Origin of the sequence: Salinisphaera sp. G21_0 (genome assembly GCF_017744115.1) — a bacterium.
Classification (GTDB): domain Bacteria; phylum Pseudomonadota; class Gammaproteobacteria; order Pseudomonadales; family Endozoicomonadaceae; genus Endozoicomonas.
The window spans coordinates 18,947-35,433 of sequence record NZ_JAGHQW010000043.1 but is presented as its reverse complement, the minus strand read 5'-3'; the positions used below and the strand labels follow the sequence as shown (position 1 = coordinate 35,433).

At 49.5% G+C, this 16,487-nt stretch carries 13 protein-coding genes; 5 read left to right on the top strand and 8 right to left on the bottom strand.

All coding sequences use genetic code 11. The features are described from left to right. Positions 1–37 precede the first annotated feature (37 nt). Positions 38–919 (bottom strand): 23S rRNA pseudouridine(2605) synthase RluB, encoded by an 882-nt coding sequence (gene rluB / locus J7439_RS18385; protein ID WP_209203415.1) that lies wholly within the window; start codon positions 917–919, stop codon positions 38–40. 135 nt (positions 920–1,054) lie between these two features. Here rluB and J7439_RS18380 point away from each other — a divergent pair, with 135 nt between their 5' ends. Together J7439_RS18380 and J7439_RS18375 are read left to right on the top strand one after the other, a co-directional pair. Then, positions 1,055–4,711, top strand: coding sequence for a hypothetical protein (locus J7439_RS18380; protein ID WP_209203414.1), 3,657 nt, complete (start codon positions 1,055–1,057; stop codon positions 4,709–4,711). A 24-nt stretch (positions 4,712–4,735) separates the two neighbouring features. Further along, complete coding sequence (locus J7439_RS18375; RefSeq protein ID WP_209203413.1) at positions 4,736–5,899, top strand: hypothetical protein; 1,164 nt, start codon at positions 4,736–4,738, stop codon at positions 5,897–5,899. Here J7439_RS18375 and scpB read toward each other — a convergent pair. From scpB to J7439_RS18340, 7 genes are all read right to left on the bottom strand, one after another. Beyond that, positions 5,896–6,786 (bottom strand): SMC-Scp complex subunit ScpB, encoded by an 891-nt coding sequence (gene scpB / locus J7439_RS18370; RefSeq protein WP_353623083.1) that lies wholly within the window; start codon positions 6,784–6,786, stop codon positions 5,896–5,898. The genes J7439_RS18375 and scpB overlap by 4 nt on opposite strands. 8 nt (positions 6,787–6,794) lie before the next feature. Continuing rightward, positions 6,795–7,664 carry a segregation and condensation protein A gene (locus J7439_RS18365; protein ID WP_209203411.1) on the bottom strand — a complete coding sequence of 290 codons (870 nt, stop codon included), beginning with the start codon at positions 7,662–7,664 and terminating at the stop codon, positions 6,795–6,797. A 130-nt stretch (positions 7,665–7,794) separates the two neighbouring features. Beyond that, positions 7,795–9,009 (bottom strand): tryptophan--tRNA ligase, encoded by a 1,215-nt coding sequence (locus tag J7439_RS18360; protein WP_209203410.1) that lies wholly within the window; start codon positions 9,007–9,009, stop codon positions 7,795–7,797. 183 nt (positions 9,010–9,192) lie between these two features. Then, complete coding sequence (locus J7439_RS18355) at positions 9,193–11,142, bottom strand: MutS-related protein (protein WP_209203409.1); 1,950 nt, start codon at positions 11,140–11,142, stop codon at positions 9,193–9,195. Positions 11,143–11,363: 221 nt separating this feature from the next. Next, on the bottom strand, positions 11,364–11,990 hold the full coding sequence (locus J7439_RS18350; RefSeq protein WP_209203408.1) for an L-threonylcarbamoyladenylate synthase: 627 nt from the start codon (positions 11,988–11,990) through the stop codon (positions 11,364–11,366). A gap of 448 nt (positions 11,991–12,438) precedes the next feature. Continuing rightward, a complete protein-coding gene (locus J7439_RS18345) occupies positions 12,439–13,788 on the bottom strand; it encodes a hypothetical protein (protein WP_209203407.1) in 1,350 nt (449 codons plus the stop codon). An 87-nt stretch (positions 13,789–13,875) separates the two neighbouring features. Beyond that, positions 13,876–14,766, bottom strand: coding sequence for a PHP domain-containing protein (locus J7439_RS18340; protein ID WP_209203406.1), 891 nt, complete (start codon positions 14,764–14,766; stop codon positions 13,876–13,878). Positions 14,767–14,903: 137 nt separating this feature from the next. Between J7439_RS18340 and J7439_RS18335 the strand changes: the two genes are divergently transcribed. Genes J7439_RS18335 through J7439_RS18325 form a run of 3 tightly spaced genes read left to right on the top strand, consistent with a single transcriptional unit; the run spans position 14,904 to position 16,469 of the window. Next, the gene (locus J7439_RS18335; RefSeq protein WP_101747779.1) at positions 14,904–15,479 is read left to right on the top strand and encodes a septation protein A; all 576 of its coding nucleotides are present in this window, start codon (positions 14,904–14,906) and stop codon (positions 15,477–15,479) included. Beyond that, positions 15,480–15,779, top strand: a complete 300-nt coding sequence (locus tag J7439_RS18330) for a YciI family protein (RefSeq protein ID WP_209203405.1) — start codon at positions 15,480–15,482, stop codon at positions 15,777–15,779. 24 nt (positions 15,780–15,803) lie between these two features. After that, positions 15,804–16,469: a TIGR04211 family SH3 domain-containing protein gene (locus tag J7439_RS18325; protein ID WP_209203404.1), complete on the top strand. Its 666-nt coding sequence runs from the start codon at positions 15,804–15,806 to the stop codon at positions 16,467–16,469. Positions 16,470–16,487: the final 18 nt, after the last annotated feature.

Below are 16,487 nucleotides of genomic sequence, written 5' to 3'. Positions count from 1 at the left end.
GATAGGGCCGGGTGGATGTTGCCATTATGAAGAATTCCTAGCGGGAACGCTTTTTCGGATGAGGGCTGAAACGTCTGGTGCTGCCTTTGACTTTCCTGGCCTGCACTTCATTCTTTTTCAGCCGATCCTGCGGCTTTTTGTGGAAGGCGGGTGCGGGTGACAGGTCCACCAGTGCGGCAAGCGCGTCGATATCCTGTTTTTCCAGCTCCTGGAACTGCCCCTGACGCAGGTGATCAGGAATAATCATGCTGCCAAAACGGACCCGCTTCAAACGGCTGACTTTCAGATCCTGGGATTCCCAGAGACGACGGACTTCACGGTTACGCCCTTCAAGAATACAGACGTGAAACCAATGGTTAATGCCAGTACCGCCAGAGTCCACAATATCGGTAAAACGAGCCATGCCATCTTCCAGCTCGACACCTTCAAACAGGTTTTTCACTTTCTGCTGGGTAATATCACCCATGACCCGCACGGCGTACTCCCGCTCGATGGAATGAGAGGGGTGCATCAGGCGGCTGGCCAGTTCGCCATCGTTGGTAAACAGCAGCAGACCGGAGGTATTGAGGTCCAGGCGGCCGATGGAGATCCAGCGCTCGCCCTTCAGTTTAGGGAGTTTATCGAATACCGTTGGACGGCCTTCTTTATCAGAACGGCTGCAGATTTCGCCTTCAGGTTTGTTATAAGCGATGACACGGCGAATACCAGAGGCGTAAGCGTCCAGCTTAATAACCCGGCCGTCCACGGCAATAACGTCGGCCAGGCCTGCACGGTCGCCCAGGCTGGCTTTGACACCGTTGACACTGATGCGTCCTTCAGTGATCCAGCGCTCCATCTCACGGCGTGAGCCAAGGCCTGCGCCCGCCAGGATCTTTTGCAATTTTTCGCCCTGCGGAGGGAGTGTAGTTTCTGTGGTCATGGGATATCGGCGGGGTCTCCGCCCGGAATTTAACAAGAGGGCACGCAGTATAACGGGAGGTTCGGGTACAAACAATCCGGTTGAGCCGCAGTGAAATAGAGTAAACAGGTGAAAAAAGAAAAGGAATGGAACCTGATGATCATTTTATGGTCAAACGGCGGTGTTTATAGCCTCAGCCAGCAGGGGTTTATTCTGAAAACAATATTACCAACCTACTACCATGCACAGTCTGCTGTCCGGGTTGACCAGAGAGCCGGTTTCAGCGGGATTCCAGAGCACCCCGGAAATACATTTAACGGTAAAAGGGTCGCAAACTATCACTCTCATCGAATGGCCACTGCCACCCCGGATTACGGCAAGTGTACTGAGGATGACTTCTGGGGGAGAAAAACATTATATGGACATCGAATCACTCCGGCTGGTGTGCTTGCAGCCTACGGAAATGATAGATCGTCTCTTAGAAGTGGCTTCTTCCTGCTCAAACTTTGTCTGCAGAACATTCTGTATGACAATAAAAAAGTGACTCCGGATCAGGTTATTCAGGAATTCAACCGGAAACCGGATCAAAACAACAAGTGCCAAATAGCGATAGCGCGCTTTAAGTCGGAATGCTGCCTGAATGGACTGGCGTTAAATGGTCGGCAGGTCACACCGGATGAGGTAGTTAAGGGTTATCAGGACATTAAAGCAACACTGGAGCTGGCACGTTTTAAGTCGGAATGCTGCCTGAAGGGGCTGCCGTTGGCTGGCCAGGCGGTCACACCGGATATGGTGGTTAACGATTTTCCGGATAGTCAGCAAGGCAAACTGGGGATAGCGCGCTTTAAGGCGGAATGCTGCCTGAAGGGCCTGATGTTAAATGGTCAGCCGGTCACACCGGATGCGGTAGTGAAGGATTTCCCGGATAGCCCGGAAGGCAAACTGGGGATAGCGCGCTTCAAAGAGGAGTGTTGCATGAGAGGGCTGGCGTTGAATGGCCAGCCGGTCTCACCGGATGCGGTGGTGAAGGATTTCCCGGATAATCCGAAAGGTCGGCTGGGGATCGCGCGTTTCAAAGCGGAATGTTGCCTGAAACGCCTGCCATTGAATGGCCGACAGATCACAACGGAGGAAGTGGTTAAGGGCTATCAGGCAGTCGGGGCAAGATTGGAACTGGCGCGCTTCAAAACGGAATGTTGCCTCAGGGACCTGCTGTTGTATGGCCGGCGGGTCACGCCGGAAGAGGTGGTGGAGGATTACCCGGGTAGTCCGGAAGGCAAACGGGGAATTGCGCACTTCAAAGAGGAATGTTGCCTGATAGGGCTGCCGTTGAATGGCCAGCAGGTTTCACCGGATACGGTGGTTCACGGTTACCGGGCCACTAAATCAGCACTGGGGCTGGCGCACTTTATGGAGCAGTGTTGGCTGAGGGGGGTGGCGTTAAATGGCCAGCCGGTCAGGCCGGATGCTGTGTTTAAGAGTTTCCCGGATAATGATACAGGTGGCAAGCTCGGAAGAGCGCGCTTTAAGGAACTGTGTTGCCTGAAGGGCACGGTGTTGAATGGCCGACTTGTTACCCCTGATGAGGTGATTGAGGATTATCAGTCAGCCAATGCAATGCTTGAGCTGGCACGTTTCAAAGCGGAATGTTGCCTGAGGAACCTGATAGTTAAGGGTCAGCAGGTCACACCGGACATCGTGGTCAGGGATTATAAGGCAGCCAGGGCAACTCTGGAGCTAGGGCGCTTCAAAGCAGAATGTTGCCTGAGGGGGCTGCGATTGAATGGTCGGCAGGTCACACCGGATGCCGTGGTTAAGGATTATGAACGGGGAGGGTGGTTGCTCGAAAGAGCGATTTTTTATTCCCGGTTGGCATTGAATGCCAGAGAATTGAATGGCCGCTATCTGGATAACCTGAAAGTACTGGAAGCGTTTAATGAAGCCCCCGGAAATCATGCCTCAAGGCAGGTTGAATACCTGATGCACAGGTTGCAACAACCTCAGCGATACGATGAAAGCAATGATGCTCAGGATGTCATCCAAAAGGCCTGGCAACTTCTGGACAGCATATTGATCAAAGATAAGCAACAACGATTGCGGTGTATATTGATATTCATGGCTATGCAGAATGGATTGACCATTAATCATCAGAGATTGTCCGCAGAACAGGTATTGCAATCCATCCAGACACTGAGGCCCTCATTTCAGAATTCGCGCATCTATTTCTTTTTCCTGAAACACTGCTATATCACTGGACAGCCTGTTTATGGACGAAGAATCCAAAGACATCAGGTGTTGGAATGCCTTAAGGGTTTTCCTGAAGGAAGTAAACTGCGCCATGCTTTAGGGCGCGGCCTTGAACAGTGCCTTCGCGAAACAGGTACAGTGGATAAGTTTCTGTTTAATCGGGAAAATGCTGTTGCCTGTGATAGTCGGTACAGATACGCAGCCTCTGCCAGTCAGCATGCGGCTTCTGTTGCCGTTCGTAGAGAGTGCCCGGTATCGTACAGACCTGAGTCGTATAGACAGACCACAGATAACTTCCGGTCTGGCTTTGGTCATGAAAACAGATATTCAGCTAACTGTGTCAATAATGCCGGATATGGCTATAGAGGCCAACTGCCCGACGCGATCCCGATTTTAGAATACCCTGGTCGAAGAGAAAAAACGGTAGAAGCATCCGTGGCCAATTCCGGCAGGGAACATCCATTCCCTTACCCGCCCCGTGAATACTGGTGTGAAACAGAAAAAGCAGAAAATACGTTCACTACAGGCAGAGCGGGTTTTCCGGATCATCAGGTTCCGCAGTTAAATGCGCTAACGCTGAGAACACTGGAGATTATTCAGGTAATCAATGACGCTTATCCCTATCCCCCCATCCTGATTACCGGTTCCTATGCGCGTTACTTACAAAACCGCTGCTCATCATTCAACGACATAGACCTTATCTGCACGGCAGAAGAGCCTGCCAGAGCCCTGTTTGGACAGCTGCGGGCATTGAATGTCGACAGGGATTCAGAAATCCCCAAAAGTGTCATCATCGGGCCAGTCCCGGGATGTCCGGCGATTAAACTGCCAAAAGCTTTCAATATTCATCTGACAGACGGTGATCTGGGTGCCAAGGCAATGGGGCTGCAGGTCAGCGTGGACGACAGAGTAGGCCATCAAAACGCGGCTCGACTGGCCGTTCATGTTCCCGGCGTAGAGAAGTTGGTGTGGTGTTTGTCGTTTGCTGAAGAAACCAGATTGTTGAACGATACGCTGAAATTTTTCACCGATAACCTCGATTCGCTGACTGAGCAGTTGCAAAAAGGAGCGGCATTAGCCCTGCCTCGAACCATTCTTTTTAACACCCCCCAAAACACCGGTGAGCGTATTTATGGTTTGCTGATACGCTCTTTGCTTACCCTGAATAAAGCCAGGCAGTTTATTGCACTGTACTCGCAAGGAAACCCCGAAAAAACTGACGACCGGACCTACCAGCTGCAGGAAGAGCAGCAACGCCTATATGCATTGACTCAGAATCTTTACATGAAATTGCTCAGCCATGTTTGGCGTAAGGGTTTTGAACGCAGAGTAAATGGCTGGCTATCGGCCTTTCAGCCAGTTAATGATTACCAAATCAAGAAGAAGGAATTTGTCAAATCACTGCTTGCGATGATACACCCTGATTCGTCTGGACTTCGACAATATTACTCTGACCTTCCCGTACCGCATAATGCAGTAGTGAACCGTTCTGGTCCTGGGCATTGGCATAATCCCCTTGATCGGGCAAGGCGTACACCGTTTCCAGATTATTCCAGTGACTGGTGAACCTATTGAGAAAGCAAGTGGTCTATGGGGAGTAAATATCTATCATTAGAAGGTTTATTTATGACTCCGCTAAATGCAAATACCGGATTGGCATACTCTGTTAACGGACCACAAAGCAACAGCTATGACCAGAATGATTCTGCCTTGCCAGCGAATGCTCAACATGCGGGCGGTATTTTTCGGAGTCGTGCCACTGAAGACCTTCAACACAGTCTGGCCGTTGGTGCTCGAGCTGCAAGTCCTGTTTTGCCCGCCCATAATTATATGAATCCACCATTGGGTGGAAGTGGAACTGATAATCCATCGGCTGTGAGATTTACGATTGGCTCAGATGATGAGAGTTCTGATGACGATGCTTCACCCTTATCCTCCCTCAGTTCAGGTCCTGGTTCAGAACCTGGCGGCCTCATGGGGTTGGAGCAAACTTTAGAGAGCCTGCTTCTGGTAAAGGAGGCGGATTCCGCTGAAGGTGCTGTAGGGGGCTGCGTTTATGGTGGAGGTGAGCTGATTCTGGAGGAGTCTCTGACATCAAGCTTGAATGAACTGGCGTCATTGTTTTCTGCGGGGAAGGGCGGTAAAGATAAGGCCGTTGAAAGTGTCAGGAAAGAACTTGGTCAAACGATAGCTGACTCTTTCACAACAGCCAGACTGGAAGAATTGCATACAATTGCCTGTAGACTCGAGTCGTGGCAGAAAACGAATTGCAGATTACTTGAAAAATGTAAAGTTAACCCCTTCGACACTTACATACCCGATCTCAATACCCGTGGAATGGTTCCAATAAAGTTCGATGATCTTATCAACGGTATGGTTAATACAGGTGTTATGTCTGGTCTTGGCGAAGGGCTTGATAAAATTGATAGTTATCTGGGGGGGTGTGATGTAACGATGCTACGCCACCGCCACCGCCTTTGCACAGATATGAGCAAAGAAGTCCATAAGCCAATACTTTCCTTCTCATTTTACCAGGAAAATCTATTAGACTCACAATCTCCGGATTTGCTTTTTGATGGCGAAGAATTACCCGATTTCACTTACCTTCTTGATGGCGATAAAAATAAAGACTGGAACCACCTTGCTCGTGAATTGGATGCTTATTTTCAACCGGTATTTCAGGCGCTGGTTGAGGTTGGTGGGGCTATTCCAGAAGACACTCTGGAGGAATACTTCAAGAGTGTCGTTGATTAATGAAAGGTTTTATCGGAATCTTCAGACTGAGAAGAAATGGCTTCTTCAGAGGATTGCTCACCAGACGTCTGGTTTTCTGAAGGTGTGGTTAAATTATCTTCAGTGAGTTCAGAACTCTGTTGTTCGGTATCTTCTTCCAGTTGCAGGGCCGGTATTTTCTGCTTCTTGATCAAGTCATTAAAGCCAGTGGGCAATTCGGCTTCCATGGCATCCAGTTCATCGAACAGCTCCTGGGCCGAACGCTCTTTGATGACCTCCTGTTCTGCCAGCTCCGGCTGTTCTAATGTACCGCCTGCTGCTGCCAGTGCTTCGGCAATCTCTTCCGGGATTTCCAGAGCCTTGGCGATTTCTTCCAGGTCCCGGATTTCCGACAATGGCGGCAGTTCATTCAGGTTCTGCAGGTTGAAGTAATCCAGGAATTGCCGGGTGGTGGCAAACATGGCGGGTCTGCCGGGAACATCCCGGTGGCCAACAACGCGAACCCACTCCCGCTCCTGCAGGGTGCGTATGATATTACTGCTGACACTGACGCCACGAATCTCTTCAATTTCTCCCCGGGTAATGGGCTGACGATAGGCGATCAGGGCCAGGGTTTCCAAAAGGGCACGGGTATAGCGCTGAGGTTTTTCGTCCCACAGGCCGCCAATCCAGGGAGCCATGGCCTGACGAACCTGGAAGCGGAAGCCGGACGCTACCTGCTTCAGTTCAAAGGCCCGGCCCTCGCAGGCGTCAGATACTTTGACCAGGGCTTCACGGATTTCATTGCCATCAGGGCGACTGTCTTCCGGAAAGAGGGCCGCCAGCTGTTCAATCGTCAGTGGACGACTGCTGGCCATGATCGCTGCTTCCAGAATCAGTGAGAGATCAGGCTTTTCGCTCATTGATATGTTCCATGTTATTCAACCCGGGCCTTCACATGAATTGGTCCAAAGGGTTCGCTTTGTACCAGCTCGATCAGGGATTCCTTGATCAGTTCCATAATGGCCATAAAGGTGACCACCACGCCCAGCCGGCCTTCACTGACCCGATAGAGTGCCACAAAGGGGGTGAAGCGTTCAGGGGAGAGCATGGCAAGCACCTCGCTCATCCGTTCTCGAACGGACAGAGCTTCTTCCGCCACATGGTGGTGCTCAAACATATCAGCCCGGCGCATGACTTCGCTCAGGGCTAACAGAATATCCTGAAGATCAACATCCGGATGTATCTGAACCCGTTCAAAATCAGGAGGCTGAACTTTGGCTGGCCAGTTATCCCGGCCCATTCTGGGCAGGTCATCCAGGTCTTCGGCTGCTTTCTTAAAGCGCTCATACTCCTGCAGTCGCCTGACCAGCTCAGCACGGGGGTCGTCTTCTTCCTCTTCAGCCTCTGCGGTTCGTGGCAACAGCATTCGGGATTTGATTTCCGCCAGCGTTGCGGCCATCACCAGATATTCTGCCGCCAGCTCAAACTGGGAACTTTCCATCAGCTTGACGTATTCCATGTACTGATGGGTGATCTGGGCCACCTGGATATCGAGGATATCCATGTTATTGCGCTTGATCAGGTAGAGCAGAAGATCCAGCGGGCCTTCAAAGGCTTCCAGAAAGACTTCCAGAGCATCCGGTGGAATGTAGAGATCGTCAGGCAGTTTAGTGAATGGTTGACCCTTTACCAGTGCCAGCGATTTTTCCGCTCTTATATGAGGAGCTTCAGGTGCAACGGATTCTGCTTCCGATGGGGCTGACGTCTGTGCTGGTTGTTCGGCCACGGCTTCCGTCGTGGTCATGGGCAGTTCACCTCTTGCTGGGCCGGTACCTCCTGGGAGGTTAGATGGCTTATTTGCTGATCAGTTCCATCATGCCTGCCAGAGGTGGTGTCTGTCCAGAGAGGAACTGTACCAATTCTCGGTCAGCCTCCTAGCGATAATGCAGTCCCATGGCATCCCGGACTTCCTTCAGGGTGTCCTGGGCTTCATCGCGGGCTTTCTCACACCCTTCGGTAATAATGCTCTTGACCACATCCTGATTATTTTCCAGTTCCAGGGCTTCAATCCGTATCGGTTCCAGCTCGGCCTGGATCGCTTCTATAACCGGTTTTTTGCAGTCCAGGCAACCGATGCTGGCACTGGTACAGCCACTGTGTACCCAGTCCTGACGTTGCTGGTCAGAATAGAGCCGGTGAAATTGCCATACCGGGCATTTTATGGGATCACCCGGATCATTCCGGCGAATACGGGCCGGATCTGTGGGCATTTTCCGGATCTTGGTGTCCACCTCGTCAGTACTCTCTCTGAGACTGATGGTGTTGTTGCAGGACTTGGACATTTTCTGTCCGTCCAGCCCGGGCGTTCTGGCTTGCGGTGTCAGCAATGCCTGTGGCTCTGGCAGAATAACCTTGCCGGTGCCTTCCAGATAACCGAAGAGGCGTTCCTGGTCACCCAGGGTAATATTGTTCTGTTCTTTCAGCAGAGCCCTGGCTGTTTCCAGGGCTTGTTCATCGCCTTTTTCCAGATAGGTTTTGCGCAGCTTCCGGTATATTTCACCCTGCTTTCTGCCCATTTTCCGGATGGCCATTTCGGCATTTTGTTCAAAACCGGGTTCACGGCCATAGAGATGGTTAAAACGGCGGGCAATTTCCCGGGTAATCTCCACATGGGCTTCCTGATCCGCGCCCACGGGCACACTGCCTGCCCGATAGGCCAGAATGTCAGCACTTTGCAGGAGGGGATATCCCAGAAAACCATAGGTAGAGAGGTCTTTCTCCCTGAGTTTTTCCTGCTGGTCTTTGTACGTTGGAACCCGTTCCAGCCATGACAGCGGTGTCATCATGGAAAGCAGCAGGTGAAGTTCGGCATGCTCCGGTACCCGGGACTGAATAAAAATGGTGGAAGAGCCAGGGTTTACACCAACGGCGAGCCAGTCAGTGACCATATCCAGCATGTGTTGCTGAAGGTGCTGGGTATCTTCATAGTGAGTGGTCAATGCATGCCAGTCTGCCACAAAGAAAAAACAGTCGTATTCGTGTTGCAGTGCCAGCCAGTTTTTTAAAACACCGTGATAATGGCCAAGATGCAATCGGCCAGTGGGTCGCATGCCAGATAAAACACGCGACTGAGGGTCTACAGCGCTCAAAGGGCTCTCCCAAATTAGTCCTGAGAGGACAGGGTACGATAGTTTTAATCCAGGGGAAAGAGGGGCAAGACAGTATTACCTGCCGCGCATTACTGGCTTTAGTGGCCAATAATATGATTGATCTTTTTGCCAGTTTCAAAAGACGGGATGCTCCCCTGAACAAGACATTGATAAAGCGTTTGGTTAGTGCCTCCGGTTCTGAAGAGGGTATCGTTCCGGATATTTGATGATGTCAGTGGCGATATCAAGAAATTCTGATTGAATGCCCTCATCTTCAAGAATCTTGATGGCAATATGCTGTTCAGAAAAACCGGACTTTAAAAGGTAGTCATAAACCAGTCTGCCGTCGCTGGTGATGTCTGCGTGAACATGCATGTTCTGGAATATTCCGGGGTATTCATCAGCCAGCAATGTGGGTCTGGGGTAGTGGGTTGTGCAGATATTAATGCAGTTCCGGTTGTTGGAAATGATTTTCAGATAGCCATAAGTGCCAGCCTCACCTTCTATCGGATTGGTACTGCTGAAAATCTCATCCATCAGTGTCAGGCTGAACTGATACTCTGCCATGTTTTCAATATGCTCCATCAGTTCGATAGCTCTCACCGATTCTGCCTTGAATGTTGACAGCCCGGCAGCAACCTCTGAGCTGATATCCATATGGGTATGGATCAGTGAAAACGGGGTTATTTCAATATGGTGCGCTGGTGCAATTCCAAAGGTCTGTGCCAGCAGGACGGCAATGGCAATGCCTTCCATATTGGTTGATTTTCCGGCGGCATTAGGGCCTGTAATGATGGTGTTCAACGGTAATTGCGCGCCTATTTCAATACTGTTTGGCACGGCTACTGCTGGTGATAAATGTGGATTCCAGAATCGGTCGAGTCTCAAGTAGGGTGAAGCGTGTTCCGGAATGTATTTTGCCAAGGTAATTGGGTTGCTTTCTCTTTGCTGACCCTGGCTTACCAGTTTGGCAATGGTCAGCCAGGCATCCACTTCACCCACTGCCTTGAGGATGTATAACATAGAACTTTTGTGCTTCTGCATAAGTTCTAATGCCATGTGGTAGCACCCCATATGAGAGGTGTAGTATTGCCAGGTGGAACGGACAGGGCTTTCAGGGGGCTCTTTCAATAGCGCGAGTATTTCACGGAATTCTTTCGAGTAATCCAGCCTTGAAAGCTCCGGGTAGGATAACAACACTTCATGAAGCGGTGGATGGTTCTCAAGTGTCATCCAGAGTTTTCTGGCTTCAAATAAGGCAAGACCCGGGCGTCTGCTACGTTCCATTACGTAGGTGTAATAATTTTTCTCTCTTTTGGCACTTCGTTGTGTCAGATAAAGTGTCAGGCCATAAAGTGTCAGGCCGCTGACCAGATGCAATGGATGTGATGAATTGTAATAAAGGTAGGTAGGCATAAACCCGAGACCCAGTAAATTCAGGCTTTCAATAAAACGACGGGAGGCTTCTTTTTCATTGCTGGTTTTCGGGTTCATACCAAACTGAGTGGTAGCATCCAGGCTCTGGAAAAGTCCTTTATAGACAGTATCGGAGGGGTCAAGCAGAGAAATGATGCCATCCTCATTGGTGGAGAACCGTTGTAAATGATTCTCCAGCCTGGCCATGATTATTGGATGATCGATCAGGTATTGTATGGTGGATTGTCTTTTTTTCAGTACGTTGATATCGGTTGTTGGAGTAATCAGCATATTGGCTAACATGATTTCTCCGGATACGGTAATCGGGGTTCCAAGGCTTTTCAGAATGCTGTGGTCGGGTGACTGCGTTGATCCATTTAATAAATCCAGGTCTTTAACGGCGTAATGTGTCAGAATTTTGTTTGTTGAACTGGCCTGATCGACGGTGTGTTGGGTGAGTGATTTTAATACGATTTTTCTTTTTTCTCCGGGTGTGAGAATAATATCAGGAAGTTCACCTTTAACTTCTTTTGATTCAATTTTTTCATTAGAGTCCGGGTAGGCTTGAGAAAAGTGTTGCTGTGATGTTTGATAGGTGTTTTTTATACCAAGACCAGCCTGAATATCTAAAGGGTGTATAAGAAATCCAAAGATTATTATGAATAATTTATTTTGGTATCTTTTGGTTTCCGGTTTTTTGACTGCTGATATTGGCATGGTTTGATAAATGCTTTGTTAATTGATTGATTTCGGCTATTCACTGATTAATTCTTGATTGTTGGATGCAGTATGGGATTCAGGCTTTTGAATCAGACTAACAATCCTAGACGATTTTTCTGAATAGTAGAAACATAGTTTTTGCTGTCAATTCCATATCATGGCATGTCATGGATAGTTGTGTGAACTAACAGCTGATACTTACTTTACCGCAAGAAAAACTAATCAATCATAAAAGGCTCAGGATTACCTTTGCCGACCCTGAGAAGTTCCGGGACATCTTCCATCAGGCTGACCACCGTCGTCGGCTCCATGCCACAGAATCCGCCATCAATAATCAGGTCCAGCTGGGGTTCCAGAGTCATGCGGATATCGTAAGGATCCATCATGGGGAACTCGTCACCAGGCAAGTGGAGTGTTGAACTCATAATGGGGCATCCCAGCTCGCTGAGCAGTGACTGCACAATGGCACCCTCAGGCACACGTATGCCGATGGTCTTCCTCTTAGGGTGCATCAACCGTCGGGGTACTTCCCTGGACCCTTTCAGAATAAAGGTATAGGGGCCCGGTGTGTGATTTTTCAGCATTCGATATTGCGTATTATTCACCTGGGCATAGGTCGCCAGTTCGGAGAGGTCTCTGCAGACCAGGGTAAAATTATGCTTTTCATCCAGCCTGCGTATTTTCCGGATGCGCTCCACGGCCTTTTTATCGCCAATGTGACAACCCAGGGCATAGGCTGAGTCGGTAGGGTAGGCGATCACACCACCATCGCGAATAATATCGACAGCCTGACGGACCAGGCGCAGTTGCGGGTTGTCGGGGTGAATCTGAAAGAACTGGCTCATGGCAATCGTCAGCATCAGGGTTATTCACTCTGCCTATGGCCCGGGGTGTTGGGGTGACAAACACAAAAGTTTGTCGGCCATAACTCAGAGTGATGAAGGAATGAAGCCTTTAGCTAAGGAAATAGCCTTTAGCTAAGGAAATAGCCTTTAGCAAAGGAAATAGCCTTTAGTTAAGCAAATAGCCTTCAGCCTAAAGAGTAATGCTTCAGCGAAAGAGCACTGTGGTGGTTGCGCAAAAGCGGTGGCGCATCATAACACTCAGGTCAATAGGAAAGAAGTGCCCGACAGGTTGTCCGAAAATAGACTGCTGTTCTCGTAGCATGTCGTACTTGGGAATTGCCCCGTAATAATGTCAGGCACAGAGGAAAAGATTTTTTTCTCCATGACATAGTTTTTTATTTACTGGGAAACATCAGAAATCCGCTCATGGGCGCTTAAACTTATGTATTCACCCCCAACCATTGTTTGCGGCTGCTGCTTCAAAAAAAGTTTTTATATGTTGTAATACTTCGGGATCCTTTTCATGGGGGTAGAGTTTTATTTTTTCGGCCACTACCAGCAGTTCAAGGAGTTTATCCAGCACCTGCTGAATGTCCCGCTGGCTGCTTGCGGATGATTCGTGAGCGGGCCGACGTGCAACATTACATTTTTCGCCAATTTCAGGTGCTTCAGGTCTTGCTGAATTACGGGCGGCATTGAAAACCTGACGTTGACAATAGTCCATCAATGTCAAAATACACCTCGAATTTCGATCCCGGAAGAGTTCTGACTGGTCTGCGAAGAAGCTTTTTGGATGAAAACTTTTGTTAAGCGTTTCACGAGCAACCTGTTTCATGGATTCACCCAAAATGTCCTTGCTCGCGGAGCATGCTGGCCGTGTTTGACCTATTACCTCCACTAAACGGGCAAGATCGATCTTATATGCTCGACTAAACTCCTCAAGCTTGGGCGTATATTTTTTCGATAGGGTCGTACCAGGAATATCTTCGTACCGTAGTCCGGAAAACTTCAGGTTGACGGTAACCGGTTGCTGATGGTCCAGATCCTTTTTTAACCCTGACGGGTTTGTTGCCACAAACTCGTCTAAATAGTCCAGGGCATCAGCCCTGTTGCACTTGTGCATGGCTGAATACAACTTGCAGAAAAACTCTCTTCTGACCATGGCAGGCAACAAGCTTTCATCGTCGCTTGAAGCACCTGCCACGCTCTCCGGTTTCACCTTATCATCCCTGGTGATTGGCATCGGATACTGGCTCTTGAAATGTTCTTCGAGGAAGTACATGCTGGCTACGACGGTCAACTGACTGAGTTTTCGATATGAGTGTCCTGACAGCGTATTATAGGCATCCAGGACAAATGTCCATAACCTTTCAGCCAATAGCTTCAGGTTTTTATTATTGTTATTTGGCGGCAGAGTTTTGTTAATAACTTCATTCAGGATACACCAGAATGGATTGATAACACTTGCACTACTGTAGTCCCTGCAAAGGCTCAGGGTATTTGCCAGATATTCAAAATTAGTGTTGTAGGCTTGCTCAAGGGCAAAGAGGCACTCCTCCAGGGACGCAGGAGGAGCGTCGTTGATTGAGGTTGCGCACAGGCGCTCAGTAATGTCAACGCAAACCGGAGTATAAGCAGGCGGTGGTTCCGGGTCGACCACTGAATAAGGGGGTGGAGCGGACCGATTCGTAATATTGACGTCATGGCCTGCAAATGCAGCCCCAGCCTCTCCGGTTGGCTGTTCCGGGGGAGGGTAAACAGCTTTTTCTGCAACAGCGGCATTGTTGATTTTATCCATAATTACCATATTTCATTGTGCTTAAAATACCGTAGACCACAGCACAACCTGTTGGTTCCAATGAACAATGATTTGGCGCAGCAGGCCCTATTGCCAGATGGCCCAGACCGGTGTCAGACTTTCAGGGAGAGAAGGAGGCAATCGACCAATATCAACCCATGGATAGTCCGGGTTATGAAAATCACTGCCCTGTGATGCCATCAGGTTAAACTCCCGGCAATAGCGTGCCATTTGCTCTACCTGACTATGTGGGTGGTTAGAGCCCTGAACCTCCATGGCGTGCCCGCCTGCCAGGGTAAAGTCTTTGATCAGAGCCCGGAGTTTGGTGGCGGTCATCCGGTATTTTCCGGGGTGGGCAAGAACGGCCGTTCCTCCCAGTGCCCGAATCCAGGCAACGCCCTGACTCATCTTAGGCCAGAAGGCTTTAAGGTTGCCAATTTTGCTGTTGTCGAGGTACTTGCGAAACGCAGTATCCATATCATGGCATCGTGCTTCACTGATCAGCCAGCGGGCAAAGTGTGGCCGCCCAATCTGCACGTCGTCCGGTTTCAGCATAAAGCCATAATGGCTGTTTTGCTGTTGTTCAACCGCAACCTCAAGGACGTTTCGGAAAATCTGATCGGCATTCCATTCTGGCAAACGACGGGCCAGCCGTTCGGCTATATGATGTGAGCGTTTTCTGCGGGATTCGCCCTGGGTTTTTATGATCAGCTCCAGATCCTGGTGATCGAGGGAGAAATTCAAACCGACAATATGAATTTCTGCGCCGGACCAGGTAGTGGAGAGTTCAATGCCGGTGATTAATCGAACATCCCCTTCAGGTTGGTGGTCTCTGAGGAAGTAGTGGGCAGCAACAGTGTCATGATCGGTAATGGCCAGAGTATGGACCTGTCGTTCCTGAGCCCGCAGGTAGAGTTCAACTGGGTCAAGAGTTCCATCGGAAGCGGTGGTGTGGCTGTGTAAATCAATGGAAATCAAAATTGCCTCTTACCCTGAAATTCAATTAGTTTATTATGTAGTTAACTACTTATTGCCAGCAGGCTCAAACTCCCTGACCGTTATTCACTAACGTGGTGATAAGTTGGTGCCTCCTATTCTACTCTGATTGGCCAAATATGAAGCAAATAATTGACTTTATTCCTCTGATTCTTTTCTTTGTCGTCTATAAAATGGACCCGAGAACGGTCAGTCTGGGGGCAAATGACTTTGAACTGGGTGGACCGTTCAGCGCAACTCTGGTGTTGATGGTTGCTTCCATTCTGGTGTACGGCAGCCTGTATCTGAAAAACCGTGCGCTGGAGAAAAGCCATGTGGTTACTCTCGCGGCGGTTATGCTGTTTGGGGGCATGACACTGACGTTTCACGATGAAGCTTTTTTGAAGTGGAAAACCCCAATCGTCAACTGGATCTTTGCGGTTGCTTTTCTGGGCAGTCAGTTTATTGGTGAAAAGACCCTGCTGGAACGGATGATGGGACACGCCCTGACACTGCCGGACAACATCTGGCTCAAGATGAACATCAGCTGGGTGATATTTTTTATTCTTCTGGGGGCGGCCAACCTCTTTGTGGCATTTACCTTCCACGATATCTGGGTGGACTTTAAAGTGTTCGGCAGCCTTATTTTAACATTCCTGTTTGTGATTGGTCAGTTTCTGGTGATTTCAAAACATATTCAGACTGAGGAGAAATAAATGCTCTACGCTATTTTCAGTGAAGATGTCGATAATAGCCTGCCATTGCGAATGAAGGCGCGCCCCGCACACCTTGAGCGGCTTCAGCAATTAAAGGACAAAGGGCAGCTGGTGCTGGCTGGTCCCTGTCCTGCAATAGACAGCAATGATCCGGGAGAGGCTGGTTTTACCGGCAGTCTGGTGGTTGCCGAATTTGCCAGTTTAACCGAAGCCCAGGCCTGGGCAGATGCAGATCCCTATATTGAGGCTGGCGTTTATCGACAGGTTATCGTTAAGCCATTTAAAAAAGTTCTGCCGTGATTTGAGATGCTGATACCTGTGAAAATGCAAAAACATTGGCTGGCTGTTCTGTTCGGGTTGTTATGGATCGGACAGGTCTGTGCAGAGACACGATATATCACTGATATTACCTATGTGCCCATGCGCACCGGGCCCGGTAATGAATACCGGATTCTGCACCGTGGACTGAAGACCGGTACTTCACTGGTATTGCTGGAAGAAAATTCCGGCAAGGGCTTCAGTAAAGTGAAACACGGTGATCAGGAAGGTTATGTACCGACACAATATCTGATGACCAACCCACCGGCTTTTCGCCAGTTACCCGCGGCCCTGGATCGGGCCAGTAAAATGGCTGCTGACAATAAAGCGCTGGAAATACGCCTGATGGAACGGGATGGTCAGCTGCAAGAGGTCACCTCCGAACTCAGCAAGGCGGAGAATAAACTGGATCGCCAGCAGGTGGAGCTGAAACGACTTCAGGATATTTCTGCTGAGCCCCTGGCGATAGATCGTCGTAACCAGCAGCTGGTTGAGGAAAACGAACGGCTGAAAAACCAGTTGCAGGTGCTGCAGGCGGAAAATCGTCAGCTGCTAAGAGACACCAGCCTGCGCTGGTATCTCTTTGGTGGTGGCACAATATTGCTGGGTATTCTGCTTGGTTTGTTCCTGCCGATGTTGAAAATCCGCAAGAAAGAGAGCGCCTGGGTTTAGGGTTTATAGAGGTGAGGT

What these genes read in the sequence shown, in the direction of transcription:
- J7439_RS18330 (WP_209203405.1), top strand. Translation starts at nt 15,480, where the DNA reads ATGCTCTACGCTATTTTCAGTGAAGATGTCGATAATAGCCTGCCATTG.
- J7439_RS18365 (WP_209203411.1), bottom strand. Translation starts at nt 7,664, where the DNA reads ATGACCACGACGGAAGCCGTGGCCGAACAACCAGCACAGACGTCAGCC.
- J7439_RS18375 (WP_209203413.1), top strand. Translation starts at nt 4,736, where the DNA reads ATGGGGAGTAAATATCTATCATTAGAAGGTTTATTTATGACTCCGCTA.
- rluB (WP_209203415.1), bottom strand. Translation starts at nt 919, where the DNA reads ATGACCACAGAAACTACACTCCCTCCGCAGGGCGAAAAATTGCAAAAG.
- J7439_RS18335 (WP_101747779.1), top strand. Translation starts at nt 14,904, where the DNA reads ATGAAGCAAATAATTGACTTTATTCCTCTGATTCTTTTCTTTGTCGTC.
- J7439_RS18345 (WP_209203407.1), bottom strand. Translation starts at nt 13,788, where the DNA reads ATGGATAAAATCAACAATGCCGCTGTTGCAGAAAAAGCTGTTTACCCT.
- J7439_RS18350 (WP_209203408.1), bottom strand. Translation starts at nt 11,990, where the DNA reads ATGAGCCAGTTCTTTCAGATTCACCCCGACAACCCGCAACTGCGCCTG.
- J7439_RS18325 (WP_209203404.1), top strand. Translation starts at nt 15,804, where the DNA reads ATGCAAAAACATTGGCTGGCTGTTCTGTTCGGGTTGTTATGGATCGGA.
- J7439_RS18355 (WP_209203409.1), bottom strand. Translation starts at nt 11,142, where the DNA reads ATGCCAATATCAGCAGTCAAAAAACCGGAAACCAAAAGATACCAAAAT.
- J7439_RS18380 (WP_209203414.1), top strand. Translation starts at nt 1,055, where the DNA reads ATGATCATTTTATGGTCAAACGGCGGTGTTTATAGCCTCAGCCAGCAG.